The organism is Micromonospora haikouensis (assembly GCF_900091595.1).
Taxonomy (GTDB): Bacteria; Actinomycetota; Actinomycetes; order Mycobacteriales; family Micromonosporaceae; genus Micromonospora; species Micromonospora haikouensis.
In genome coordinates this window covers 157,952-183,219 of sequence record NZ_FMCW01000013.1, presented here as the reverse complement: position 1 = coordinate 183,219, position 25,268 = coordinate 157,952, and the positions used below count along the sequence as shown (strand labels likewise).

Below are 25,268 nucleotides of genomic sequence, written 5' to 3'. Positions count from 1 at the left end.
ACCGTCGTGCGTGGTGGCCGTGGCGTCGGCCGGGCCGCACCTGGCGGCCCGGCCGCGAGCGGGCGGCCACCGGTGGGCGCGCCGCTCACCGCCGGGCCGTGGCCTCGCGCACCGACTGGTAGAAGGCGTGCCGCCGGGGCTCCAGGGAGTCGCGGGAGTAGCGCCGGGCGTGGGCGAGGTTGCGGGCCGAGGCGAGCGCCATCCGGTCCGGGTCGGCCAGCATCCGGGCGATCGCCTCCGCCAGCGCCGCCGGGTCGTCGGGGCCCACCAGGTCCTCGGGCGCCAGCAGCTCCGGGATCCCGCCGACGGCGGTGCCGATCGCCGGCAGCGCGCGGGCCATGGCCTCGATCAGCGCGCGGGGCAGCCCTTCGGTCCGCGACGGGACGACCGCCAGGTCGGCCGCGTCGAGGTGGGCGTACAACGGTGCGCCCGGGGCCACCCAGCCGGCGAACGTCACCCGGTCGGCGACGCCCCGCGCCTCTGCCAGGGCCGCCAGGTGCCCGGCGAACCGCCCGGTGCCGGCGTGGACGAGCCGGACGTCGACCCCGCGCGACGCCAGCCGGGCCACCGCCTCGATGAGCGTGTCGACGCCCTTGTAGAGCTGGTCCAGCGTCCCGATGGAGATGAGCGTGCGGTCGCCCCCGGTATCGGCCCGGACGGCACGCGGTGCGGCGGCGAACGCCTCGGGCGGCAGGTCGATGCTCGACACGTTGACCGTCGGCGCGTGGGGGGCCGCCGGGTAGCGGGCCTGGAGATAGTCCGCCGTCACGTAGGAGACGGCGACCGCCGAGCCGCATTCGCGGCGCAGCCGGGTCGCGAAGCGCTGCCGCAGCAGGGGCCGTAGCGGATGCCGGACCACCCCCGGCGCGAGCACGTCGTACGGGTCGCCCACGACCTCCAGCGCATAGGGCAGGCCGTGCCGGCGGCGGACGCCGGCCAGCAGGGATCCCAGCGCGGAGGGCACCCGCAGGATCACCGCGTCGTCGCGTCCGGCCGCAGTCGCCATGGCACGGCCGATGGGCACCCGCTGGCGCAGGTACTGCTGCGGCCCGACGTAGTGCGGCACCGGGTGCACCGTGACCCCGGGGCCGTCGACCCGCAGTGCCGTCTCCGGCACCTGGGGCTGCTCGGCCACCCGGGCCACGACGCGCACCTCGTCGAAGGCCGTGAGGTAGCGCCGCCAGACGTCGTAGCCGTGCGCGTGCGTGGTCCAGACCCGGCCGTCGGGCGTGGCGGCGTAGCGGTACTCGGTGGTGACGACGACCCTCACCTTGCCGGCACCCCCTTCACCACCACGCCGGCCGGCACGTCACGCACCACGCAGGCCGCCGCGCCGACGGTCGCGCCCGCGCCCACCCGGAGTCCCTGCAGGACCACCGCGCCCGCCCCGATCAGCACGTCCGAGTCGAGCCGGCAGTCGCCGGAGACGGCGGCGAGCGGATTGACCGAGACGTGGTCGCCGAACACGCAGTCGTGGCCGACCGCCGCGTTCTGGTTCAGGTGCACGTGCCGACCCAGCGTCACGTTGGTGGTCACCCGGGCACCGGCGAACAGCACCGTCCCCTCGCCGACGCGGGCGTCCGCGCCGAGGGTGGCGTCCGGGTGGACCAGCACCGCCGCCGGCAGCCCGTACGAGTCGACCCGGCGGGCGACCCGCCCGCGCGCCCGTGGATCGCCGACGCCGACCGCCACGTGCGCGCCCCCGGCGTCGGCCAGGGACGACACCGGGCCGAGCCACGGCACGCCGAGCCGTTGCACCCGCTTGCGGTTCTCCTCCGTCGGGTCGTCGTCGACGAACCCCCGCACGTGCCAGACCGGGCCGCCGAGGGCCGCCTCGTTGACCGCCCGGACGATGCCGAGGATCTCCCGGCCGTGGCCGCCGCACCCGACGATCACCAGCTCCGGGCTCATCGGGCGGGCTCCCGCGTGCGGTCGGGCACCGAGACGCCCCGGTATTCGTGGGCGGTCGCGCTGCCGGGCGCCGTGATGCCGTCGCGGCGCAGCACGGTGACCACCGTCCAGGCGAGAATGCGCAGGTCCAGCAGGAGGCTGCGGTGCTCGACGTACCAGACGTCGAGCACGAAGCGCTCCTCCCAGGCGAGGGCGTTGCGTCCGCGTACCTGCTGCAGGCCGGTGACGCCCGGGCGGACCTCGTGGCGGCGGAACTGCTCGGCGGTGTAGCGCGGCACGTACTGCGGCAGCAGGGGACGCGGCCCGACGAGGCTCATGTCGCCCCGCAGCACGTTCCACAGGGAGGGCAGTTCGTCCAGGCTCGTGGCCCGCAGCCAACGGCCCAGCGGGGTGATCCGCCCGGCGTCCTGGACGGGGGACAGCGGGTCGCCATCGGCCCGCATGGACCGGAACTTGACCAGCTCGAACAGCTCGCCGTGCAGCCCGGGGCGGGCCTGGCGGAACAGGACCGGCCGACCCATGGTCAGGGCGATGGCCAGGGCTGTCGCCCCCATCACCGGGGCGGCCAGAACGAGCACCAGGGCCGCCACGGTCACGTCCAGAACGCGCTTGATCTGCTCGTAGCGATGTCGGTTCATCCCCGCTCCTCCAGGAATTCTTCGAGCACCTCGACAAGCCGGTCGGTGTCGGCGTCGGTCAGGCTCGATCCGCTGGGCAGCGAGATGCTGCGCGCGAAGAGCCGGTCGGCGACGCCGGTGACCACGGCGTCGTGGCCGGCGAAGACGGGCTGGCGGTGCATCGGCTTCCACATCGGCCGCGTCTCGATGCCCCGCTGGGCCAGGCGGCGGCCCAGGTGCTCCGCCCCCCAGCCGGCCACCTCCGGGTCCACCACCACCGACGTCAGCCAGCAGTTGGCCCCGGGGTCGCCGTCGCCGACGATCCGGGTGCCGGGGACGGCGGCGAACAGCTTCGCGTACCGCTCCCGTAGCCGGCGGCGGCGCTCGATCATCTCGTCGAGCCGGCGCAACTGCGCCCGCCCGACGGCGGCGAGCAGGTTGCTCAGCCGGTAGTTGTAGCCCACGTCCCGGTGCTCGTAGTGCGTCACCGGCTCGCGGGCCTGGGTCGACAGGTGCCGGCAGCGGGCCGCGAGCGCCGCGTCGTCCGTCACCACCATCCCGCCCGCCGAGGTGGTGATGACCTTGTTCCAGCTGAAGGAGAACGTGCCGAGCCCGCCGAAGGACCCCGCCGGCTCGCCCTGGTGGGTCGATCCGAGGGCCTGGGCGGCGTCCTCCACCAGGGGCACTCCGGCGGCCCGGCAGATCGGGCGCAGCCGTGAGTAGTCCGCGCAGGTGCCGTTGAGGTCGACCGACATCACGGCGGCGACCCGGGTGCCGGCGGCGGCCAGGCGGTCGAGCAGGCCGGCCAGCAGGCCCGGGTCGACGTTGCCGGTGGCGGGGTCGCTGTCGACGAAGACGGGCCGCGCCCCGGTGTAGACGGCCGCGTTGGCCGTCGCGGCGAAGGTGAGCGTCGGCACCACGACGACCGTGCCGGGGCCCGCGCCGCAGGCGAGCAGCGCCAGGTGCAGCGCGGCCGTCCCCGAGCTGACCCCGACGGCGTGCCGGACCCCCGCCCGCCCGGCGATCTCGGCCTCGAACGCCTCCGTCTCGGGGCCGGCCGGCCCCGGCCAGCCGGAGCGGAAGGCGCGCAGCAGGAAGGACTCCTCGAGTGGGCCCACATCGGGCTGGAAGAGCGCGATGCGGCCCGTCACGTCGCCTCACTCGGGGACGTGGCACGAGGCCGGACTGCGGGGCGGCGAGCGTTCATGATGGACTCCCGTGGCGGTTTCATGCGACATACCACTTTTATCAGTTTTGATCACAATAAAAGCGACCAATGGACAAAGTGGCCGCACCGACTACGTCTCGGCGAGCAGGCGTCGGACGCGCGCCGCCCGGCGGACGTGCCCCGCGCCCGGCCATCCTCGGGCGGGGCGCGCTCCCGGCTCCCTCAGCGGGCGGCGGGCCTGCCCACCCGCGCGGCGGGGGCGGCCCCGAGGTGGCGCAAAGAACGGTAGAAGGTGGTACGCCGGGCGGCCAGCGCGTCCGCCCCGAACGCGCGGGCGGCGGCGAGGTTGCGCGCCGACGCCTCGGTCAGCCGCCGCGGGTCGGACAACATCCCCCGCAGGGCCGCCGCCAGCGCGGCGGGGTCACCCGGCCGCACCAGGCAGTCGGGCGGCAGCAACTCGGGGATCCCACCGACGGCCGAGCCGATCGCGGGCAGACCCCGGGCCATGGCCTCGATCAGGGCCCGGGGCAGCCCTTCGGTGCGCGACGGCATGACGAACAGGTCGGCCTGGTCGAGCCGTCGCCTGAGATCGTCGGGGGTGGGCAGCCAGCCGGCGAACTCGACCCGGTCGGCGACGCCCCGCTCCTCGGCGAGCCGGCGCAGCGTCGGGAGGTGCCGGCCCCGGCCGACGTGCACGAGCCGGTGCGTCGTCGCGCCGTCGTCGAGGAGCGCCAGCGCCTCGATCAGGGTGTCGATGCCCTTGTACAGCTGGTCGAGCGTGCCGACCGAGATCAGGACCGCCCGCCCCGGCGGGGCGTCGTGCGTCCGGGGGGCGGCCGCGAAGGCGGCACCGGGCAGTTCGACGGAGGAGATGCCCTCGTTGAGGGATCCGTCCCGCGCCGGGTACCGCGCCTGGAGGGTGCGCCCGGTCTCGTACACGGCCGCCGCCGCCAGCCGGCACTGCCGCCGCATCGCGGCGGTGGCCCAGCGGCGCAGGAGGGGACGCAGCGGGTGGTCGACGACCCCGCGCGACAGCACGGCGTCGGGGTCGCCGACGACCTCCAGGCAGTAGGGCCGCCGTCGCCGGTCGAAGTGGCCGCTGATCGTGTTGGCGATGGGGGAGGGCACCCGGAGCATGACGACGTCGGCGTCCCTGGTGCCCTCCAGCGCCGTACGCCGGATCAGCGGCGCGCGGGTGAGGAACCCGCCCGCCCCCACGTAGTACGGCAGCGGCCACACCTCGACGCCCGGGCCGTCGACCCGGGCGACCCCCGCCGGCCGTTCCTGGACGTCCTGCACCCGGGCGATCACCCGGACCCGGTCGAAGGCCGCGAGGTAGCGGGTCCAGATGTCGTACTCCGGGCCGACCCCGACCCATAGCCGTCCGTCGGGAGTGCGGACGAATCGGTACTCCGTGACGATGGCGAGGCAGGTCATCGGTAGCTCACTGTCCAAAATGTCGATTGCGTGGTTAAGTGGCGACTTTCGGTACGGTACTTCGTTCCGGTGGCACCGGTCCTGCGGAAGGCAGGTCCGGTGGCTCCTCGTCGCGCGGCACGCCGGACCCGCCGGTCGCCCCGACCAGCGCGTGGCGCAGCAGCAGCGCCTTGGTGACGGCCTCCACCACCAGCGCCAGGACGACGGCCGACGCCGCGCCGATCAGCCCGTGCCGGGGGACCAGCAGCAGGCTCGCCACCGCGACGAGCCCGAGCGTGGGCAGGGTCGCCGTCAGGTGGTGCTGGAAGCGGTGCAGTGCCAGCAGCGCGGCGTTGACGAAGTACAGCGCGCCGCTGGCCCCGATGCCCAACGCGAGGACGACCAGCACGGGCCAGTGCCGGGAGTAGTCACGCCCGTAGAGCAGCCCCAGCACCGCCTCGCCGGCCACCCGGGCGACCAACGCGCCCGCCAGCCCGAACAGCAGCGAGCCCAGCACGAGCCGGGCGACCAGGACGCGCAGCGCCCGCAGCTGTCCCGCGCCGGACAGTTCGGCCATCCGGTGCAGGAGCACCTGGTACATCGCGGCGTAGAGGAGGTTCGCCGCCATCGTCGTGTAGCTCAGCGCGGCGAACACCCCCAGGGCCTGCGTGCCCAACTCGTGCTGCACGACGTACATCGGCACGTTGCCCGTGAACGAGGTGAGGCTGTAGGCGAAGCCGACGGGCAGGGCGGTGGCGAACAGCCGCCGCTGTCGGCGCAGCGCCTGGCTCCCGCCCGCTCCGCCGGCCCGCCGCAGGTCCGGACGGACCACCCACCGGGGGTAGCCGACGGAGCCGAGCGCCGAACCGGCGACCGAGCCGAGGGCCGCGAGGGCGACGCTGCCGGTCGCCAGGAGCAGGCCCGTGGTGACGACGACCGAGAGCGCGGCGTTGAGGGCCATCGACAACCCGACGGTACGCATCGCGCGACGGCGTTGCAGGATGCCGAAGTAGATCTCGCCGACGGCGTCGAGCGCCTTCGCCACGCCGACGAGGAAGACGACAGGCCCACCCCCGGAGCCCATCGAGTACGCGACGACGCCGATCGCGAGGAGCGCCACCGCCATCCCGGCCAGCCGCAGCCGCAGGTACTCGTGGAACGTGAACCGGCTGGCCACGTCGGTGACCAGGACCGGCTGCAGTCCGAGCCCGCAGGCCAGGACGACCGGCGCGCCGACGGCGAGACCGAGGGCGTACTGGCCCACCAGGCCGGGGCTGCCGGCCCGGGCGAGCACCGTGACGATCGTCCACTGCGCGAGCGAGGTCATGGCCAGGCCGGCGAGGAACCAGCTCACCTTCGACAGGCCGGACCACCGGCCGCCCGGCGCTGGGTTGGCCAACGTCGACCCCTTCGTCTCCGGTCGGACCGACGACGCACCCCCGCCCGCTCGCGGTCCTCATCCCACTAACCCCGGGGCCACGTGTCGCGTTACGGCCACGGCCGGCGGCGCGCGGAACGCCGGACGGGTATGGTGCTGCGCGGGGCGTAGGGCCCGGCCCATCTCCTGGGGAGCGAGCTGTGCTGCATCTGCGGGTGATCGTGCCCCCGGACCAGTCGTCGGCCGTGGTGGACCTGCTCGGCGCGGACCCGGGCGTGACCCACCTGGCGGTCCTGCCCGGCGCGGCCCGCCGGCCCCCGGGTGACCTCGTCCTGTGCGACGTGGTCCGCGAGCGGGCCGACGTCGTCCTGCACGAACTGCAACGACTCGGCGTCGAGGCGCGCGGCGGCATCGCCGCCGACGACGTGGAGCTGACGCTGTCCGCCGCCGCGGACCGGGCCGCCGAGGAGGCCCCGGGCAGCGGCACGGACGCGGTCGTCTGGGACGAGATCGCCGCGAAGACCGGCGAGCAGACCGAACTCTCCGCGACGTTCCTGGTGCTGATCGTGGTGGCCACCATGATCGCCGGCATCGGTGTGCTGCTCGACCAGCCGATCCTGATCGTCGGTGCGATGGTGGTCGGCCCCGAGTTCGGTCCGCTCGCCGCCCTCTGCGTGGCGTTGCTGCGCCGCCGGCCCGCCGTCGTCGGCCGTTCGGTGCAGGCCCTCGTGGTGGGCTTTCTCGCTGCCATGCTGGCCACCGTGCTGAGCACCTGGGCGCTGACCGCCGCCGGGCTGGTGGACCGGGGGATGCTGCTGGCCGACCGGCCGCTGACCGACTTCATCTGGCGGCCCGACGCGCTGTCCTGGGTGGTCGGCCTGCTGGCCGGCGTGGCCGGGATGCTCTCGCTGACCTCGAAGAAGTCCGGCTCGCTCGTCGGCGTGCTGATCTCGGTCACCACCGTGCCGGCCGCCGCGAACGTCGCGGTCGCCGCCGCCTACGGGGTGTGGCGGGAGGCGGCGGGCTCCGCCCTCCAACTCGTGATCAACCTGACCGCCATCGTGCTGGCAGGCCTGCTCACCCTGGTCGTGCAGCTCTGCTGGTGGCGCTGGGTGCAATGGCGGTTCGCAGGCAGCGTGCCCCGGCCGCGGTCCGGCCGCGCGGCGCGGCTCACCGCCAGTCGTCGCCCGCCTCGAGACGCAGGCTGAGCAAGGTCGCCAGGGGCACCGACTCGCCGTCCCGGCCGCCGCGCCCGACCACCAGCGGCGGCGGGGTGGGCTCCGGCTCCGCCCCGAACAACCGCGCCCGCAGGCTGCGCGGCACGGCGAGCAGATAGAAGCGACCCTCGGTGTCCACGGCGCGGGTGCGGGCCCGGTCCACGTACCAGCCGGTGATCCGGGTGCGGTAGTGGCCGCGACCGTCGTAGCCGATCGCCCGCAGCGGCTCGCTGCGCAGCCCGCGCCGCAGCGCCTCGGCGGCGAACCGGGCCACCAGCTCCGCGGCCTCCGCCTGCTCCGCGGCGCGCTGTTCGGCGTCGGCCGCCGCATGCGCCCGCACCGCGTGCCGCTGCCGCTCCCGCCACCGAAGGTCGTCGTCCTCACCCACGCCGCCGACGGTACGCGCGCGGTCACGCGCCCGTGTCATGGGCCCGCGTCCCCGGTCACGCCGCCGAGCCGAGTCGGTCACGACACCAGCTCGGCGGCGCCTCCGCAACCTCAGGCCAGGCCGGCGCGGCGCAGCGCGTCCGCCATGGCGTCGTTGGCCGGTGCCGGGGCTCTGCCGCCCCCGCGCCCCTGCCGCTGCGGCTGCCCGCCGCGCGAGCCGCCCCGGTCGCCGCGCGGGCCGTCCTGCCCGCCGCCGCCCTGTCCTCCACCGCCCTGTCCGCCGCGCTGGCCTCCGCCGCGTTGCCCGCCGCCCTGTCCTGCGCCGCCGCGTTGCCCGCCGCCCTGCCCGTCGCCGCCCTGCCCGCCGGCGGGCGTCTCGTCGTCGAGCCGCAGCGTCAGCGAGATCCGCTTGCGCGGCACGTCGACGTCGAGCACCTTCACCCGCACCACGTCGCCGGACTTCACCACGTCGCGCGGATCCTTGACGAACGTGCGGGACATCGCCGAGACGTGCACCAGGCCGTCCTGGTGCACGCCGACGTCGACGAACGCGCCGAACGCCGCCACGTTGGTGACCACGCCCTCCAGGATCATGCCGGGGGTCAGGTCGGAGATCTTCTCCACGCCGTCGACGAACGTGGCGGTGCGGAACTCCGGGCGCGGATCCCGGCCGGGCTTCTCCAGCTCCGCCAGGATGTCGGTGACGGTGGGCAGGCCGAACGTGTCGTCGACGAAGTCGGTGGCCCGCAGCCCGCGCAGGATGGCGCTCTGCCCGATCAGGGACCGCAGGTCCTGGCCGGTGCGGGCCAGGATCCGGCGGACCACCGGGTACGCCTCCGGGTGCACGCTGGAGGAGTCGAGCGGGTCGTCGCCGCCGGGGATGCGCAGGAAGCCCGCGCACTGCTCGAACGCCTTCGGGCCGAGCCGGGACACCTTCTTCAGCTCGGCCCGGGACCGGAACGGGCCGTTGGCGTCCCGGTGCAGCACGATGTTCTCCGCCAGCCCCGCCCCGATGCCGGAGACCCGGGTGAGCAGCGGCGCGGAGGCGGTGTTGACGTCGACGCCGACGGCGTTCACGCAGTCCTCCACCACCGCGTCGAGGGAACGGGAGAGCTTCACCTCGGACAGGTCGTGCTGGTATTGGCCCACGCCTATCGAGCGGGGGTCGATCTTGACCAGCTCGGCGAGCGGGTCCTGCAACCGGCGGGCGATGGAGACCGCGCCGCGCAGCGACACGTCCAGCCCCGGCAGCTCCTGCGACGCGTACGCCGACGCCGAGTAGACCGACGCGCCCGCCTCCGAGACGACCACCTTGGTCAGCGTCAGCTCCGGGTGGCGCTTGATCAGCTCGCCGGCGAGCTTGTCGGTCTCCCGGCTGGCGGTGCCGTTGCCGATGGCGACCAGCTCCACGCCGTGCGCCCCGGCCAGCCGTGCGAGGGTGTCGATCGAGGCGTCCCACTGCCGGCGCGGCTCGTGCGGGTAGATCGTGTCGGTGGCGACCACCTTCCCGGTGGCGTCGACCACCGCCACCTTGACCCCGGTGCGCAGGCCCGGGTCGAGGCCCATCGTCGGCCGGGTGCCGGCCGGCGCGGCGAGCAGCAGGTCGCGCAGGTTGGTGGCGAAGACCCGCACGGCCTCCTCCTCGGCCGCCTGCCACAGCCGCATCCGCAGGTCCGCCCCGAGGTGGATGAGGATCCGGGTGCGCCAGGCCCAGCGCACCGTGTCGGTCAGCCACCTGTCGCCGGGCCGCCCCTGGTCACTCACCCCGAACCGGCCGGCGATCGCCGCCTCGTAGCGGGTCGGGCCGGTGACCGGGGCGTCGGAGTCGCCCTCGGCCTCCGGGTCCATCGTCAGGTCGAGCACGCCCTCCTTCTCGCCCCGGAACATCGCCAGGATCCGGTGCGAGGGCAGCTTCGCGTACGGCTCGGCGAAGTCGAAGTAGTCGGAGAACTTCGCGCCGGTGGACTCCTGGCCGTCGCGTACGCGGGAGACCAGCCGGCCCCGCGACCACATCTGCTCGCGCAGCGTGCCGATCAGGTCGGCGTCCTCGGCGAAGCGCTCCACCAGGATGGCCCGCGCGCCGTCCAGCGCGGCGGCGGCGTCGGCCACCCCCCTGTCGGCGTCGACGAAGCCGGCGGCCCGCTCCCGCGGCTCCTGGCCCGGGTCGGCCAGCAGCGCGTCGGCGAGGGGCTCCAGCCCGGCCTCGCGGGCGATCTGCGCCCGGGTGCGCCGCTTCGGCTTGAACGGCAGGTAGATGTCCTCCAGCCGGGACTTCGAGTCGGCCGCCATGATCTGCGCTTCCAGGGCCTCGTCGAGCTTGCCCTGGCCGCGGATGGACTCCAGCACTGCGGCGCGGCGCTCGTCCAGCTCGCGCAGGTAGCGCAGCCGCTCCTCCAGGGTGCGCAGCTGGGCGTCGTCGAGCAGGCCGGTGGCCTCCTTGCGGTAGCGGGCGATGAACGGCACGGTGGCGCCGCCGTCGAGCAGCTCCACGGCCGCCCGGACCTGACGTTCGGCGACGCCGAGCTCGTCGGCGATCCGCTGGTGCACAGACTGGGTCACGATCTTCATCCGCCTTCGTGTGGGTTCCGCCCTGCATTGTGCCGCCCGCCCCCGACGCCGCGCGGCACCCCCGCCGGGGCCGAGCCGACGTGCGGCGCCACCGGCTGCGCTAGCGTGGCGATCATGGAACATCCCGCTGACCCGCGGGCGCGGCGGCTCTTCGGCGGCAGCGCGCGGACCCTCGGCGACCTCGCCGCCAGCCCGTTCCGGGCCGACCGGGACCGGATCGTGGCCTCGCCCTTCTTCGCCCGGCTGGCCGGCGTCACCCAGGTGATCAGCCCGGGTGGCTCCGGCCTGCTGGTGCACAACCGGCTCACCCACAGCCTCAAGGTGGCCCAGGTCGCCCGCGCCATCGCCGAGCGGCTCACCGCCGACGAGCGGTGGCGGGACCTGCTGGCGTCCCTCGGCGGCTGCGACCCCGACGTGGTGGAGGCCGCCGCCCTCGCCCACGACCTCGGGCACCCGCCGTTCGGGCATCTCGGGGAGCGGGTGCTCGACCGGCTGGCCCGCCAGCGGCTGGGCCTCGCCGACGGCTTCGAGGGCAACGCCCAGTCGTACCGGATCGTCACCAGCACCGAGATCCGCGGCGCGGCGACCACCGGCCTGGACCTGACGGCGGCGGTCCGGGCGGCCCTGCTGAAGTACCCGTGGACCCGGCTGGACCACCCGGACCCGCACCCCCGGCACCTCGTCCCGCCGCCCCGGGGTGCCGCCGTGCCCGCCGACGACCCGGACAGCGGGTCGGCGAAGTTCGGCGCGTACCGCACGGAGCTGGCCGATCTGCGCCAGGCCCGGGAGCCGTTCGCCGGGCGGATCGCCGACTGGCAGCAGACCGTCGAGGCGTCGGTGATGGACACCGCCGACGACATCGCGTACGCCATCCACGACGTGGAGGACTTCTACCGGGTCGGGGTGCTCCAGCAGGGCGCCGTCGCCGCCGAGCTGATGGCCTGGCAGCGGGAGGGCGATCACCTGCGGGCGGTCACCGGCCCCGCGCTGGACGGGGTGGGCCGCCGGCCCGGGGCCGCCATCGAGCGGCTGCGCCGGCAACTACACCGCAAGGACGGCTGGATCGCCGACGACGAGGCGTTCGCCGCCGCCGTCGAGCACGTCCGGCAGGAGCTGGTCGAGGGGCTGCTCGCGCTGCCGTTCGACGGCTCGATCGAGGCGGAACAGTACGTGGCCCGGTTCTCCGCCCGGTGGACCACCCGGTTCGTCGACGCGATCACCGTGACGCGGGCCCCCTCGGTGCGTTCCGGGCACGTGCTGCTCGCCCCGGCCCAGTGGCACGAGGTGCAGGTGCTCAAGTTCGTCCACCACCGGTTCGTGCTGGCCCGCCCCGACCTGGCCCTGCACCAGCGGGGCCAGGCGCGGCTGCTCGGCACCCTCGTCGAGGCGCTGTGGGAGTGGCTGCTCGACCCGGAGGAGGAGTCCCGACTGCCCCGCCGGCTGCACGACCTGGTCGAGCTGGCCGAGGCGGAGCTGCACCCGCGTACGCCGGACCGGATCGGCCGGGCCCGGGGCCGGGCGATCATCGACTTCGTCGCGCAGCTCACCGACGGGCAGGCGGTCGCGATGCTCGACGCGCTGTCGGGCCGCTCCGGCGCGCTCTGGACCGACGCCTTCGTGCTCTGACCGCCCGCCGTCGGCGCGGCCGGGTGCCGTCGCGCCCCGCGGCCCGGCGGCGGAGGGACCCTGTGGTTAGCGTCCGCCGGTGGCCACGACGGATTCGAGGACGTCCGCGACGGCGACGGCCGAGCGCCGGTTGTCGAACCGTCGCACCATCAGGCTGCGGGCCGCCCGGCCGCGCCGGGGCAGCCGTCCGGCCTCGAACTCCCGGTACGCGAGGCGGAGCGCGTCGGTCAGGGCCGGCACGTCGTCGGCCGGAACGATCCACCCGCTGTGCTCGTCGACCGTCTCGGGCAGGCCACCGGCATCGCTGACGATGCTCGGCACGGCCATCGCCCCGGCCTCCACCGCCGCGCCGTGGCTCTCGCCGAGGGAGGGGCTGACGCTGACGTCGGCCGCCGCGTACCAGGGGCGCACGTCGTCGACGCCGGTGAGCCAGGTGATCCCGGGGTCCTCCGCGACGCCGAACCGGTCGAGCAGCCGGCGGCGGTAGGTCTCGCCCGCGTCGCCCCAGCCGTCACCGATGATCAACAGGTGCGCCTTCGGGTGGGTCGACCGGAACCGCCGCCACGCGGGCAGGAGCACGTCGTGCCCCTTGATCCCCCGTCCCCTGTTGACCAGCCGCCTCGGCGGGTAGACGTAGGCGACCATGACGGCCAGGAAGACGTCGTCGGCGACGCCCAGTTCGGCCCGGGCCTTGGCCCGCGCCTCGGCGTACGCCGGACCGCCGTGGCCGTCGGACCAGGGGTCCGGGTGGTCGTCAGGGCGCGGACCGGCCGACCAGTCCGGCCGGAACCGCTCGGTGTTCACCCCGTAGGAGGCCACCGGGCGGCGGTGGGGCGGGCAGCCCATCGCCCCGTACCGGTTCGAGGCGTGCTGGCAGCCGCAGACGATGGCGTCGTCGAGCCGCCACAGCAGCCGCTCGACGAGGCGGATGGGGCGGGACTCCAGGTACGCCGGTCCGGCCACCATGTGCACGCGGCGCAGGGCCAGGCCCACGGTGGCCGCCCGGGCGGCGAAGGCGGAGGCGAGCAGGTGGTAGTGGAGCACGTCCGGGTCCAGCCGGCGGATCAACCGCCGCAGGCCGAGCAGGCCGACGGGGGCGCCGGGGCCGACCCGGAAGTCGAACGGCGACTCGGCGACGCGTACGCCCCGTCGCCGTAGTTCCCCGGTGAGCGGCCCGTCCCCGGCGGGCAGGATCACCACGACCTCGTGTCCGCGCCCGCGCAGCTCGTCCACCTGCGGCAGGATCCACCTGCCGCCGGTGTTCGTCTTGAGCAGCACCGCGACGCGTAGCCGGTGCGACCTGCTGGGTGGACTCATGGCGGGGGTCCTTCTCGGGCGGCGGGCGGGACGGTGGCGGAGGTGTCCCTGCCGGGGACGAAGGGGCTCCACTCCCGTTGAACGACCGGACCGCCCCCTTGGCCACGGCCGAACCCCCGGGGCGGGCCGGCAGGTCGCGCGGTCGATCACCGGCGACGAAGCGGACAATATGCACCTTTCTGGCGTTTCCCTGTACTCTGACCCTTCGTTGAACCGGTTGCCGTGCAGCTCGGCGGCCCGTGACCGTCCGCAGTGGCTGCTGCGCGGAGCCAGGAAGGCCGGCGCCGCTCCAAGAAATAGGAGAACTTGGATGACTTGCTCGACTGTTGGTCGCCGTGTGCTGATCACCGGAGGGACCGGCTCGTTCGGCCAGACGATGGTGCGGCGGCTGCTGGACCGCGACGTCGCGGAGGTGCGCGTCCTCAGCCGGGACGAGGCCAAGCAGGACGTCATGCGCCGAACCCTCGCCGACGACCGGGTCTCCTACCACCTCGGTGACGTCCGTGACCTCGACAGCGTCGTGCGCGCCACCCGGGGAGTCGACTTCGTCTTCCACGCCGCGGCGCTCAAGCAGGTCCCCTCCTGCGAGTTCTTCCCGCTGGAAGCGTTCCGGACCAACGTCGTGGGCAGCGCGAACGTGATCGAGGCGGCGGATCGGCACGGCGTCGGCTCCGTGGTGATGCTGAGCACCGACAAGGCGGTCCACCCGGTCAGCGCGATGGGCATGAGCAAGGGGATGATGGAGAAGCTGGCGCAGGCCCACGCCCGGGGCAGCTCGGGCGGCGCGACCGTCGTCTCCTGCGTCCGGTACGGCAACGTCATGTACTCGCGGGGCTCGGTGATCCCGATCTTCATCGAGCAGATCAAGGCCGGGGTCGTGCCCACCGTCACCGATCCCGACATGACCCGGTTCATGATGTCGCTGGCCGACTCCGTGGAGTTGGTCGAGCACGCGTTCCAGCACGCCCACGCCGGCGACATCTTCGTCCGCAAGGCCGGCGCCTGCACGGTCGGGGACCTCGTCGTCGCCCTGTGCCAGCTCTTCGACGTGCCCCCGAAGTACGACGTGATCGGCGTCCGCCACGGCGAGAAGCAGTTCGAGACGATGGCCAGCCGCGAGGAGCTGGCCCGCGCCGAGGACTTCGGCGACTTCTACCGGCTGCCGGTCGACGCCAGGCGGCTCAGCTACGCGTCCTACGTCACCGAGGGCCGGATCGGACTGCCGGCGCTGCCCGAGCTCAGTTCCGCCACCGCCCGGCGGCTGGACGTGCCGGAGATCATGGAACTGCTGCTCACCCTCCCGCAGGTCCGGGCGGAACTGGCCCTGTGCGACCCGGCGCTGGCGGGATGACCGCGTTCTGACCGGGACCCGGCCGTACTGACCGGACCCGGCCGGGCCGGGGATGCGGCGTTGCCCGCCTGCCCCACGCTGCCGCCCGGCCGGGTGCCGGGTGGGTCACCGGTGCCGGACGAGGAACTCCTCGACCAGCCCGAGGACGCGGTCGGCATCGACGCCGGGGAGAGTGGAACCGCTCGGCAGCGAGATGCTGCCGGCGAAGAGCCGGTCCGCCGCCCCGGTCACCACCGCCCACCGGTCGAGGTGGGCCGGCTGCCGGTGCATCGGCTTGAACATGGGCCGGGTCTCGATGTCGTGCGCCGCCAGGTGTTCACCGAGGTCGCGGGCCCGCCAACCGGCCGTCGCCGGATCCACCACGAGCGAGGTCAGCCAGCAGTTCGAGCCGGCGTCGCCGTCGCCGAGGATGCGCGTACCCGGCACCGAGGCGAAGACCTTGGCGTAGTGTTCCCGCATCGCGCGCCGCCGTTCGATCATCCCGTCGAGGCGGCGCAACTGGGCCCGGCCGAGGGCTGCGAGCACGTTGCTCAGCCGGTAGTTGTAGCCGACGTCGCGGTGCTCGTAGTGCGCCACCGGCTCGCGGGCCTGCGTCGAGAGCCGCCGGGCGCGGCTGATCAGCCCGGAGTCCTCGGAGACCAGCATGCCGCCGCTCGACGTCGTCATGATCTTGTTGCCGTTGAACGAGAAGATGCCCACCCGCCCGAAGCTCCCGGCGTACCGCCCCTGGTACGTGGAGCCGAGGGCCTGGGCCGAATCCTCGACCACCGGCACGCCCGCTGCCGCGCAGACCGGCAGCAGCCGGGCGTAGTCGGCGCAGGCGCCGTTGATGTCCACCGCCACCACGGCGGCGATCCGCCGGCCCCGGCGGCGCAGGTCGTCGAGCAGGTCGGGCAGCAGGTCGACGTCCAGGTTCCCGGTCGCCGGGTCACAGTCGACGAAGACCGGCTCCGCGCCGGTGTACGTCACCGCGTTGGCCGTCGCCACGAACGTCAGCGTCGGCACCACCACGACCGTCCCGGGCCCCGCGCCGACCGCGAGCAGGGCGAGATGCAGCGCGGCCGTCCCGCTGCTGACCCCCACCGCGTGCCCGCAGCCCACCCGCTCGGCCACCTCACGCTCGAAGGCGTCCAGGTCGGGACCGGCCGGCGCCACCCAACCCGACCGCATCGCCGCGACGACGAGGGCCTCCTCGGCGGGACCGACGTCGGGCGGGGAGAGGTGGATCCGCCGGCTGGCAGGTCGGCCTCCGCAGTACTGGTCCACCATCAGGGCCTCCGGGCGACAGGTACGTGGTGATCCGTGGCGCTTACACCCAGTTAACCGAGATCGCGCGTGGACGTTACGGAACCGGCACGTCGGCGGCGCGGTCCCGGGGACGACGGCGCGTCATCATGTCGGCCACGGCCTCCGCCGCCGCCGTGCGGTCGAACGCCCGCAGCGCGTGCTCCCGCGCGCGACGACCCATGGCGGCGAGATCCCCGGCGGCGAAGGCGCGGTGGGCGGCCGAGAGCGACTCCCGCAGGGCGGCCGGGTCGCCCCGCGGCACGATCCAGGCGAAGCTGTCGTCCACCGCCTCGGGCAGCCCTCCGGCGTCGCTGACGACGCTGGGACAGCCCATGGCGGACGCCTCGCGCACCACCCCGTTGCTGCCCTCCGACAGCGACGGCGTCACGTTGACGTCGGCGGCCAGGAAGTAGGGGCGCAGGTCGGGCAGGCGACCCAACCACACCACGCTCCGGTCGTCGGCGAACATGTCCATCAGCCGCCTGCGGTGCGCCTCGCCGGCCTCGGTGAAGCCCACCCCCACCATCAGCAGCCGCGACCGTGGATGCGCGGCGTGGAAGTCGCGCCACGCCTCCAGCAGGACGTCGTGGCCCTTGATGTTCTGGCCGGGGAACGCGATCCGCTTCGGCGTGTACGTGTTCGCCACCATGAGCGCGACGAACACGTCGTCGTCGAGGCCGAGCTCCGCCCGGACCGAGGCGCGGGCCGAGGCGGCGGGGCCCGGCGCCACCCGGGCGGGGTCGAAGTGGCCCAGGTCGACCCCGTACTGGGCCACCGGCCGCCGCTCGGCCGGGCAACCGAGGGCCTGGTAGTGCGTGGAGATGTGCTGCGTGCAGCAGATGATGAGGTCGTCCAGCCGCCACAGCAGGCGCTCCACGGGACGGACCACCGGCGACTCCAGGTAGAGCGGCCCGGCGACCATGTGCACCCGGCGCAGCGGAAGCCGGAACGCCGCTACCCGGGCGGCCAGGGCCGCCGCGTACAGGTGGTAGTTCAGGACGTCCGGCCGTAGCCCGCGCAGCAGCCGGCGCAGTCGCCACAGCCCCCGCACCGTCCCCGGCGTGGGGCGGAACCGGAAGTCGAACGGGGAGTCCAGCGTCTCGACGCCGCGCGCCCGCAACTGATCCCGCAACGCGCCTGGCCCCGCCGGGAGGATCGCGATCACCTCGTGGTCGCGCCGCCGCAGCTCGTCGATCTGGGGAAGCGTCCAGAGGCAGCCCTCGGCGGTGCGCAGCAGGATGGCGATGCGAAGGTTGCCCACGACCGTGTCCTTGTCGTCTCCTCTGCGAACGGCGCTGCCCGGTGCGGGCGACGCCCGTTCGCGACGGGTGCCGATAACGGCGACTAGGTCTGGTCCAACGAGGCGAGACGCCCCGGGTTACGAGCCGGGCGGCAGGCCGGGGCGGGCCGCGACGGGCGGCGGTCCCTCAGGCGATCGACTGCCACCAGCCGTCGACCGCCGGTGGGTCGTCGACGACCACCCGCTCGCCGGGGCGGGGCACCGCCAGCCGCACGTCGCGGGCCTTCGCCTCCGCCCACAGCCGGTCCACCGGCTCCGACCAGTCGTGCAGCGCCAGGTTGAACGTCGCCCAGTGCACCGGCAGGAGCAGCCCACCGCGCAGGTCGAGGTGGGCGGCGACGGCCTCCTCCGGGAACATGTGGATGCTCGGCCACGCCCGGTCGTACGCGCCGATCTGCATCAGCGTCACGTCGAACGGGCCGTGCTCGGCGCCGATCTCGGCGTACCCGTCGAAGTAGCCGGAGTCGCCGGTGTAGAAGACCCGACGGTGCGCACCGGCCACCACCCACGAGCTCCACAGCGTGCCGTCGCGGCGCAGCCCCCGGCCGGAGAAGTGCTGGGCGGCGGTCGCGGTGATCGTCAAACCGCCAACCCGGTGGCTCTCCGCCCAGTCCAGCTCGACGATCCGGTCCTCCGGCACGCCCCACCGCTCCAGGTGCGCCCCGACCCCCAGCGGCACCACGAACGGCGTGGACTGGCCGGCGGTCAGCGCCCGCACGGTGGCCATGTCGAGGTGGTCGTAGTGGTCGTGGGAGATCAGGATCGCGTCCACGGCGGGCAGCTCGTGCAGGCCCACCGGGGGCTCGTGCAGCCGGCGCGGCCCGACCAGCGCCGACGGCGAGCACCGGTCGCTCCACACCGGGTCGACCAGCACCCGGTGGCCCTCGATCTCGATCAGCGCGGAGGCGTGGCCATACCAGACGACGCCCAGTTCGCGCTCGTCGGCGGCGGTGGCCGCCGGGTCGGCCGGGCGCACCAGCGGCACGGCGGCGGTCGGCCGGCGCTTCTGCTTGCCGAAGATCAGCTCGCGGACCAGGTTGCGGTCGGGCGCACCGGCCATCGTCCGGGTGCTCGCCCGGTTGCGGAAGGCGCCGTCGCGGAACTGCGGGGAGCGGGCCGCCCGCTCGGCGCGGGCCCCGTTGAGCCGCCCGCCGAGGGCGGCCGGCACGTCCCGGGCCACCCAGGCCAGGCCGGCCAGGGCGGCGAGCCCGGCCGCGCCGCGCAGCCGCCGCGCCAACGCCCGCTGGGCGACCTGTTCCGCTGGTGCCCCCATCGTGTCCCGCCCCCTCCGCCGAGTCCCGCAGTACACCGTAGTCCGCCACCGCACCCGCGCGCCCGGCAGCCGGCCGCGCGGGTGCCGCCCGGCCGCCGCGTGGCGCGGGGTCAGCCGCCGTTGCTGGGCCGCCAGGCGGCCGCCCGGTGGGTGGGGCCGGCGCCGGCCAGCCCCGCCACGGCGGCCAGGAAGACGCAGCCCATCCGGGCCCGGGCCTGCACCGCCGGGTGGGTCGCGCCGAAGTCGTCCGCGCCGGCCTGCCCGTCAGCGAACAGGGCGTACGTCAGCACCGGCGCCCCGACGGCGTCGAAGACGATCCCGGCCTCGTGCCGGGCGGTGTCGAACCAGCCCGCCTTGGTGGCGACCCGGGCCCGCTCGGCCGAGGACATCTCGCGCCGCACCCCGTCGGTGAACGCGATGGGGGAGCGCAGCAGGCCGAGCAGGAACGCCGTCGAGGACGCCGATAGCAGCGTGCCGCCCACCAGCGCCCGCAGCAGGTCGTGCGTCTCCCGTGGCGTGCTGGTGCCGAGGTAGAACCGGTTCGGGTTGGCCACCGGCTGCACCTGCGTGTTCGGGAAGCCCTTCGCGACCAGGATCTGGTTCAGCTCGGCGGCCGGGCAGACCAGGCCGCAGAGCCGCACGGCGGTGTCGTCGGAGACCGTCAGCAGGGCCGCCAGGGCGTGCCCCAGGGTGACGCTGCTCGGGTACGCGCCGTCGAGGCTGAAGATCCCGTCCCCGCCGGGGATCACGATGGACGCGGTCACGTCGACCCGCTGGGCGAGCGTGAGCAGCCCCCGGTCGACCTTGTCCAGCACCGCCACGGCCACGGCGATCTTGTTTACGCTGTACGCCTCGATGCGCCGGTCCGCCTCGTCCGCGACGGCCACCAGCGGCGCGGCGGCGCCGTCGGCGACGCTCACGTACGCCTGCCAGTTGCCCCCGGCCCGCGCGGTCTGCCGCGCATAGCTCGCGGCGACCTGGGCGGCGGCCTGGGCCGGGGTGGTCGCCACCCGGGGCCGACCGGCGGCGGACGCGGGCGCGGCGGCGCCGAGCACCGTGCCGGCGGTGGCCACCGTGCCGATGCCCAGCGCGGCCCTGCGGTTCACTCTGATCGTCACTCGTCTCTCCCCGTGGGTGGTAACGGATCTTCCGTCCCGCCACCCTAGGCGAAGTCGTCGCTCCCCGTGCCTCCTGCTGTTGCTCATCGTGACCGGCGCGTCATGGTCGCCACCCGACGGTGAAGCCGAACCGCAGCACCAGGTTGGCCCGGCCCACCGACACCTCGCGGCGGGGCGGTCGCCGCGCGCGGCGAACTCCCGGGCCGCCGCCCGGCCGATCCCGCTGGTCGCGACGGTGACGACGACCGTGCGGGTCACGGCGCGAGCAGGACCTTGACGCAGCCGTCCTCCTTCTTCTGGAACATGTCGTACGCCTGCGGCGCGCGCGCCAGCGGCACCCGGTGGGTCCGCAGGTCCGCCACGCCCAGCGGGTCGTCGTCGCCGGCGAGCAGCGGAACGATCTCGTCGGTCCACCGGCGCACGTGGCACTGTCCCATCCGCAGCTGGACGCCCCGGTCGAACATCTCCATCAGTCGGCCAGCCGGTCCGGCACCAGGCCGGCGGCGGTCTGGGCGAGCTTGCCGGAGGTGGAGCCGTGCGCCTCCATGCCGACGGCGTCGATCACGGCGTCGGGGCCGCGCCCGTCGACCAGGTCGATCAGCGCGCCCGGCACGTCGTCGAGCTGGCTGACGTCGAGCGTCTCGACGCCGTGCCGACGGGCCATCTCCAGCCGCTCCGGCACCAGGTCCAGGCCGATCACCCGGCCCGCGCCGAGGTGCCGGCCGATGCGGGCGCAGAACTGCCCGACCGGGCCGAGCCCGAACACGGCGAGCGTGCCGCCGGGCGGGGTGTCGGCGTACTTCACCGCCTGCCAGGCGGTGGGCAGGATGTCGGACAGGTACAGCCACCGCTCGTCCGGGCCGGTCTGCGGGACCTTGATCGGGCCGAACTGGGCGTGCGGCACCCGCAGGTACTCGGCCTGCCCGCCGGGCACCGACCCGTGCAGCGAGGTGTAGCCGAACAGCGCCGCGCCCTTGCCCTCGGCGGTGACCTGGGTGGTCTCGCACTGGGCGTAGAGCTGCCGGTCGCACATCCAGCAGGACCCGCAGGCGATGTTGAACGGGACCACCACCCGGTCGCCCGGCTTCAACCGGGTCACCCCGGTCCCGACCTCCTCGACGATGCCCATCGGCTCGTGGCCGAGGACGTCGCCGGGCTTGAGGTACGGCCCGAGCACCTCGTACAGGTGCAGGTCGGATCCGCAGATCGCGGTGGAGGTGATCCGGACGATCGCGTCCGTCGGCTCCTCGATGCGCGGGTCCGGGACGTCCTCGACCCGGACGTCCCGCCTGCCCTGCCAGGTCAGTGCCTTCATGCCCGCGTGTCCCCTCGTCGGCGTGCCGTCCCCCGGACTGCTACCCGGCTCCCAGGGCTTGAACCGCTCCGATGGACTGCGGACCTGACGCGGGCGCGCTCGCGCGCTCGGGCGCTCGGGCGCTCGGGCAGGGCCGGGGAGGGCTGGGAGGCCGGGGACGGTGGGGGCCTGGGGAGCTGAGGCCGTGGTGACTTCGGACGCTAGGGAGCTGATGTCGTAGATGACTCGCGGCACGTCAGCGCGCTGGCAGGCGGCGTGCGGCGTCCGGCACGCGGCATCTGGTGCCCGGCACGCCGCACCCGGCACGCCGCACCCGGCGTGCGGCATCCGGCACCCCGGCACCCCGGCACGCAGCATCCGGCATGCGGTCTGGAGCGCGCCGGGATCCGGGCACGCGGCGGGTCGCGGGTGTGATGTCGTAGATGACTCAGCTCCCTAGGGCCCGCGACAGGTGACGCTCCCCGCGGACTGCGGCAGCCGCGAACCGAGCCGGCCGCCGGCCCGGAGCGGGCGCGGCGGCCGCGGCACCGGCGTGACGGGGTGCTGGCGTGACGGCGTGTCGGCATGACGGGGCGGGCGGCGGGGTCAGGAGCCGGGGGTGCCGCCCCGCTTGGCGGTGGCCGCCAGGTAGTCGCGGTTGAGCCGGCCGATGGTGTTCAGCGGGATGCCCTTCGGGCACACCGCGGTGCACTCGCCGGTGTTGGTGCAGCCGCCGAAGCCCGCCTCGTCGTGCGCGTCGACCATGCCGACGACCCGGGTGTACCGCTCCGGCTGGCCCTGCGGCAGCAGCGAGAGCTGGGTGACCTTGGCGGCGGTGAACAGCATGCCGGAGCCGTTCGGGCAGGCCGCCACGCAGGCGCCGCAGCCGATGCAGGCGGCCGAGGAGAACGCGGCGTCGGCGTCGGCCTTGGCGACCGGCACCGAGTGGGCCTCGGGGGCGCTGCCCGTCGGCGCGGTGATGTACCCACCGGCGGCGATGATCTTGTCGAAGGCGTTCCGGTTGACCACCAGGTCCTTGATGACCGGGAAGGCCCGGGCCCGCCACGGCTCGATGTCGATCGTGTCGCCGTCGGAGAACTGCCGCATGTGCAGCTGGCAGGCGGTGGTGCCGCGCTGCGGGCCGTGCGCGTCGCCGTTGATCATGAGACCGCACATGCCGCAGATGCCCTCGCGGCAGTCGTGGTCGAACGCCACCGGCTCCTCGCCGGAGAGGATCAGCCGCTCGTTGAGCACGTCGAGCATCTCCAGGAACGACATGTCGGGGGAGACGTCGTCGACCTGGTAGGTCACCATCCGGCCCTTGTCGGCGGGGCCGGACTGGCGCCAGATGCGCAGGGTCAGGTTCACTTGTAGCTCCGCTGCGTCGGATGCACGTACTCGAACTTGAGGTCTTCCTTGTGCAGCACGGCCGGCTCGTCGCCGCCGGTGTACTCCCAGGCCGCCACGTACGCGAACCGGTCGTCGTCGCGCTGCGCCTCGCCGTCGGGGGTCTGGTGCTCGGCCCGGAAGTGGCCGCCGCAGGACTCCTCGCGGTGCAGTGCGTCGACGCACATCAGCTCGGCCAGTTCGAAGAAGTCGGCCACCCGGCCGGCCTTCTCCAGCGACTGGTTGAGCCCGTCGTCGTCGCCGGGGACGCGGACCCGCTTCCAGAACTCCTCGCGCAGCGCCCGGATCTCGTCGATGGCCTTGCGCAGCCCGGCCTCGCTGCGCTCCATGCCGCAGTGCTCCCACATGATCTGGCCCAGCTCGCGGTGGAACGAGTCGACCGTCCGGTCGCCGTCGACGGCGAGCAGCCGCCGGATCCGGTCCTCGACGTCGCGCCGCGCCGCCACGGCCTCCGGGTGGCTGGCGTCGACCCGCTCGAACGGGCCGGCCGCCAGGTAGTTGGCGATCGTGTTGGGCAGCACGAAGTAGCCGTCGGCGAGGCCCTGCATCAGCGCGGACGCGCCGAGCCGGTTCGCCCCGTGGTCGGAGAAGTTCGCCTCGCCGATGACGAACAGGCCGGGGATGGTCGACTGGAGGTCGTAGTCGACCCAGAGGCCGCCCATCGTGTAGTGCACGGCGGGGTAGATCCGCATCGGCACCTCGTACGGGTCCTCGCCGGTGATCCGCTCGTACATCTCGAAGAGGTTGCCGTACTTGGCCTCGATGGCCTTGCGGCCAAGGCGGTCGATGGCGTCGGCGAAGTCGAGGTAGACGCCGAGCCCGCCGGGGCCCACGCCGCGCCCGGCGTCGCAGACGTTCTTCGCCGCCCGGGAGGCGATGTCCCGGGGCACCAGGTTGCCGAAGGACGGGTAGATCCGTTCGAGGTAGTAGTCCCGCTCTTCCTCAGGGATGTCCTTCGGGGCGCGGTCGTCGCCCTTGGCCTTCGGCACCCACACCCGGCCGTCGTTGCGCAGCGACTCGCTCATCAGCGTCAGCTTCGACTGGTGGTCGCCCGACACGGGGATGCAGGTCGGGTGGATCTGCGTGTAGCAGGGGTTGGCGAAGTACGCGCCCCTGCGGTGCGCCCGCCAGGTGGCGGTGACGTTGCAGCCCTTGGCGTTGGTGGAGAGGTAGAAGACGTTGCCGTAGCCGCCGGAGGCCAGCACCACCGCGTCGGCGAACTCGCTGGTGATCTCGCCGGTGACCAGGTCCCGCACCACGATGCCCCGGGCCCGGCCGTCGACGACGATCAGCTCCAGCATCTCGTGGCGGGCGTTCATCTCCACGTTGCCCAGCCCGATCTGCCGCTCCAGGGCCTGGTACGCCCCGAGCAGGAGCTGCTGACCCGTCTGGCCCCGCGCGTAGAAGGTGCGCTGCACCTGCGCGCCGCCGAAGGAGCGGGTGTCGAGCAGGCCGCCGTACTCGCGGGCGAACGGCACGCCCTGGGCGACGCACTGGTCGATGATGTTGACCGAGACCTCGGCCAGCCGGTGCACGTTGGACTCGCGGGAGCGGAAGTCGCCGCCCTTGACGGTGTCGTAGAACAACCGGTGCACCGAGTCGCCGTCGTTGCGGTAGTTCTTGGCGGCGTTGATGCCGCCCTGCGCGGCGATCGAGTGGGCCCGGCGCGGGCTGTCCTGGTAGCAGTACGACCGGACCCGGTAGCCCTGCTCGGCGAGCGTGGCGGCGGCCGAGCCGCCGGCCAGGCCGGTGCCGACCACGATCACCGTCAGCTTGCGCCGGTTGGCCGGGTTGACCAGCTTCGCCTCGAAGCGGCGGCGGTCCCAGCGGGTCTCGATCGGGCCCTGCGGGGCCCGGGCGTCGGCGATCGGGTCGCCCTCGGTGAACAGGTCCATGGTCAGGCCACCAATCCGGTGAGTACGGCGAAGGGGACCACGAGGTAGCCGGCGCAGAGCACGACGGCGAAGCCCAGCGCGGCGGCGCGCGCCCGGCGCTCCCCGGCGGGGGTCTGCTGGCCGAGGCTGCGGAACGCGCTGAACGCGCCGTGGCGCAGGTGGAACCCGAGCGCCACGACCGCCAGGGTGTAGAAGAGGGTGACGTACCACCGCTCCGGTGCGAAGTCGGCGACCACGTTGCCGTACGGGCGGCCCGGGACGCCCTCGGGGTTCAGGTGACCGGTGGTCAGGTCCAGGATGTGGTAGATCACGAAGAGCAGGATGATCACGCCGCCCCAGCGCATCGTGCGGGCCGCGTAGCTGCCGTTGACCTTCTTGCGGTGCGCGTACCGGACCGGGCGGGCGGCGCGGGCGCGCACCGCGAGCACCGTGGCGGCCCCGATGTGGGCCAGCACGGCCGCCAGCAGCGCGGTGCGCTGGATCCACAGGAACCAGGTCGACGGCAGCAGCGGGGTGCCGATCTCGCGCAGCCAGTGCGCGTAGTGGTCGAACGCGGTCTCGCCCGTGAAGATCTTCAGGTTGCCGAGCATGTGCGCGACGAGGAACAGCACCAGCAGGATGCCCGTCACCGCCATGACGGCCTTCAGGCCGACGTTGGACCGGATGGGCGACCGGGATTTCGTGAGTACCACCCGACCGACGCTAGGAGACCTGGGATCAGTCGTCCAATGCATCGAA

Annotated in this window: 19 protein-coding genes and 1 pseudogene; 3 read left to right on the top strand and 17 right to left on the bottom strand. The window is 74.2% G+C overall.

The annotated features are described in order from the left end of the window. Positions 1 to 85: 85 nt before the first annotated feature. From GA0070558_RS15490 to GA0070558_RS15465, 6 genes are all read right to left on the bottom strand, one after another. On the bottom strand, positions 86 to 1,270 hold the full coding sequence (locus tag GA0070558_RS15490) for a glycosyltransferase (protein WP_091280175.1): 1,185 nt from the start codon (positions 1,268 to 1,270) through the stop codon (positions 86 to 88). After that, positions 1,267 to 1,911 (bottom strand): NeuD/PglB/VioB family sugar acetyltransferase, encoded by a 645-nt coding sequence (locus GA0070558_RS15485; protein ID WP_091280172.1) that lies wholly within the window; start codon positions 1,909 to 1,911, stop codon positions 1,267 to 1,269. Before GA0070558_RS15485 ends, GA0070558_RS15490 begins: the two co-directional genes overlap by 4 nt. Then, positions 1,908 to 2,549, bottom strand: a complete 642-nt coding sequence (locus GA0070558_RS15480; protein WP_091280170.1) for a sugar transferase — start codon at positions 2,547 to 2,549, stop codon at positions 1,908 to 1,910. Before GA0070558_RS15480 ends, GA0070558_RS15485 begins: the two co-directional genes overlap by 4 nt. Next, positions 2,546 to 3,679 (bottom strand): DegT/DnrJ/EryC1/StrS family aminotransferase, encoded by a 1,134-nt coding sequence (locus tag GA0070558_RS15475; RefSeq protein ID WP_256091961.1) that lies wholly within the window; start codon positions 3,677 to 3,679, stop codon positions 2,546 to 2,548. The genes GA0070558_RS15480 and GA0070558_RS15475 overlap by 4 nt, the downstream gene beginning before the upstream one ends. Positions 3,680 to 3,918: 239 nt before the next feature. Continuing rightward, positions 3,919 to 5,133, bottom strand: coding sequence for a glycosyltransferase (locus GA0070558_RS15470; protein ID WP_091280168.1), 1,215 nt, complete (start codon positions 5,131 to 5,133; stop codon positions 3,919 to 3,921). A 34-nt stretch (positions 5,134 to 5,167) separates the two neighbouring features. Next, positions 5,168 to 6,511, bottom strand: coding sequence for a lipopolysaccharide biosynthesis protein (locus GA0070558_RS15465; protein WP_091280165.1), 1,344 nt, complete (start codon positions 6,509 to 6,511; stop codon positions 5,168 to 5,170). A gap of 179 nt (positions 6,512 to 6,690) precedes the next feature. Here GA0070558_RS15465 and GA0070558_RS15460 point away from each other — a divergent pair, with 179 nt between their 5' ends. Continuing rightward, positions 6,691 to 7,698, top strand: coding sequence for a DUF389 domain-containing protein (locus GA0070558_RS15460; RefSeq protein WP_091280163.1), 1,008 nt, complete (start codon positions 6,691 to 6,693; stop codon positions 7,696 to 7,698). On the opposite strand, the gene GA0070558_RS15455 is transcribed toward GA0070558_RS15460, so the two are convergent. After that, positions 7,661 to 8,134: a hypothetical protein gene (locus GA0070558_RS15455; protein WP_091280160.1), complete on the bottom strand. Its 474-nt coding sequence runs from the start codon at positions 8,132 to 8,134 to the stop codon at positions 7,661 to 7,663. The two genes, GA0070558_RS15460 and GA0070558_RS15455, sit on opposite strands and share 38 nt — an antisense overlap. Positions 8,135 to 8,205: 71 nt before the next feature. Beyond that, positions 8,206 to 10,653: a Tex family protein gene (locus GA0070558_RS15450; protein WP_091280382.1), complete on the bottom strand. Its 2,448-nt coding sequence runs from the start codon at positions 10,651 to 10,653 to the stop codon at positions 8,206 to 8,208. 123 nt (positions 10,654 to 10,776) lie between these two features. On the opposite strand from GA0070558_RS15450, the gene GA0070558_RS15445 reads away from it, so the two are divergent. Continuing rightward, entirely contained in the window at positions 10,777 to 12,288 is a 1,512-nt protein-coding gene (locus tag GA0070558_RS15445) for a deoxyguanosinetriphosphate triphosphohydrolase family protein (protein ID WP_091280377.1), read from the top strand. Between the two features lie 66 nt (positions 12,289 to 12,354). Here GA0070558_RS15445 and GA0070558_RS15440 read toward each other — a convergent pair whose 3' ends face one another. Continuing rightward, the gene (locus GA0070558_RS15440) at positions 12,355 to 13,605 is read right to left on the bottom strand and encodes a glycosyltransferase family 4 protein (protein WP_091280157.1); all 1,251 of its coding nucleotides are present in this window, start codon (positions 13,603 to 13,605) and stop codon (positions 12,355 to 12,357) included. Between the two features lie 337 nt (positions 13,606 to 13,942). On the opposite strand from GA0070558_RS15440, the gene GA0070558_RS15435 reads away from it, so the two are divergent. After that, positions 13,943 to 14,956 carry a polysaccharide biosynthesis protein gene (locus tag GA0070558_RS15435; protein ID WP_305119940.1) on the top strand — a complete coding sequence of 338 codons (1,014 nt, stop codon included), beginning with the start codon at positions 13,943 to 13,945 and terminating at the stop codon, positions 14,954 to 14,956. Between the two features lie 105 nt (positions 14,957 to 15,061). On the opposite strand, the gene GA0070558_RS15430 is transcribed toward GA0070558_RS15435, so the two are convergent. From GA0070558_RS15430 to GA0070558_RS15395, 8 genes and pseudogenes are all read right to left on the bottom strand, one after another. Further along, entirely contained in the window at positions 15,062 to 16,225 is a 1,164-nt protein-coding gene (locus tag GA0070558_RS15430; protein ID WP_091280151.1) for a DegT/DnrJ/EryC1/StrS family aminotransferase, read from the bottom strand. A gap of 73 nt (positions 16,226 to 16,298) precedes the next feature. After that, on the bottom strand, positions 16,299 to 17,504 hold the full coding sequence (locus GA0070558_RS15425; protein WP_091280148.1) for a glycosyltransferase family 4 protein: 1,206 nt from the start codon (positions 17,502 to 17,504) through the stop codon (positions 16,299 to 16,301). Positions 17,505 to 17,670: 166 nt separating this feature from the next. Beyond that, complete coding sequence (locus tag GA0070558_RS15420; RefSeq protein WP_091280144.1) at positions 17,671 to 18,816, bottom strand: MBL fold metallo-hydrolase; 1,146 nt, start codon at positions 18,814 to 18,816, stop codon at positions 17,671 to 17,673. Between the two features lie 110 nt (positions 18,817 to 18,926). Beyond that, on the bottom strand, positions 18,927 to 19,934 hold the full coding sequence (locus GA0070558_RS15415) for a serine hydrolase (protein ID WP_256091959.1): 1,008 nt from the start codon (positions 19,932 to 19,934) through the stop codon (positions 18,927 to 18,929). 254 nt (positions 19,935 to 20,188) lie between these two features. Beyond that, positions 20,189 to 21,249 (bottom strand): annotated as a pseudogene (locus GA0070558_RS15410) (zinc-dependent alcohol dehydrogenase). Positions 21,250 to 21,834: 585 nt separating this feature from the next. Further along, on the bottom strand, positions 21,835 to 22,596 hold the full coding sequence (locus GA0070558_RS15405; RefSeq protein ID WP_091280141.1) for a succinate dehydrogenase/fumarate reductase iron-sulfur subunit: 762 nt from the start codon (positions 22,594 to 22,596) through the stop codon (positions 21,835 to 21,837). Next, positions 22,593 to 24,530: a fumarate reductase/succinate dehydrogenase flavoprotein subunit gene (locus GA0070558_RS15400; protein ID WP_091280139.1), complete on the bottom strand. Its 1,938-nt coding sequence runs from the start codon at positions 24,528 to 24,530 to the stop codon at positions 22,593 to 22,595. The genes GA0070558_RS15405 and GA0070558_RS15400 overlap by 4 nt, the downstream gene beginning before the upstream one ends. 2 nt (positions 24,531 to 24,532) lie before the next feature. Then, a complete protein-coding gene (locus GA0070558_RS15395; protein ID WP_091280137.1) occupies positions 24,533 to 25,264 on the bottom strand; it encodes a succinate dehydrogenase cytochrome b subunit in 732 nt (243 codons plus the stop codon). Positions 25,265 to 25,268: the final 4 nt, after the last annotated feature.

Bases quoted from the DNA above. Each gene is read 5' to 3' on its own strand.
- GA0070558_RS15485 (WP_091280172.1), bottom strand. From the start codon at position 1,911: ATGAGCCCGGAGCTGGTGATCGTCGGGTGCGGCGGCCACGGCCGGGAG.
- GA0070558_RS15480 (WP_091280170.1), bottom strand. From the start codon at position 2,549: ATGAACCGACATCGCTACGAGCAGATCAAGCGCGTTCTGGACGTGACC.
- GA0070558_RS15470 (WP_091280168.1), bottom strand. From the start codon at position 5,133: ATGACCTGCCTCGCCATCGTCACGGAGTACCGATTCGTCCGCACTCCC.
- GA0070558_RS15455 (WP_091280160.1), bottom strand. From the start codon at position 8,134: ATGACACGGGCGCGTGACCGCGCGCGTACCGTCGGCGGCGTGGGTGAG.
- GA0070558_RS15445 (WP_091280377.1), top strand. From the start codon at position 10,777: ATGGAACATCCCGCTGACCCGCGGGCGCGGCGGCTCTTCGGCGGCAGC.
- GA0070558_RS15440 (WP_091280157.1), bottom strand. From the start codon at position 13,605: ATGAGTCCACCCAGCAGGTCGCACCGGCTACGCGTCGCGGTGCTGCTC.
- GA0070558_RS15430 (WP_091280151.1), bottom strand. From the start codon at position 16,225: ATGGTGGACCAGTACTGCGGAGGCCGACCTGCCAGCCGGCGGATCCAC.
- GA0070558_RS15420 (WP_091280144.1), bottom strand. From the start codon at position 18,816: ATGGGGGCACCAGCGGAACAGGTCGCCCAGCGGGCGTTGGCGCGGCGG.
- GA0070558_RS15400 (WP_091280139.1), bottom strand. From the start codon at position 24,530: ATGGACCTGTTCACCGAGGGCGACCCGATCGCCGACGCCCGGGCCCCG.
- GA0070558_RS15395 (WP_091280137.1), bottom strand. From the start codon at position 25,264: ATGCATTGGACGACTGATCCCAGGTCTCCTAGCGTCGGTCGGGTGGTA.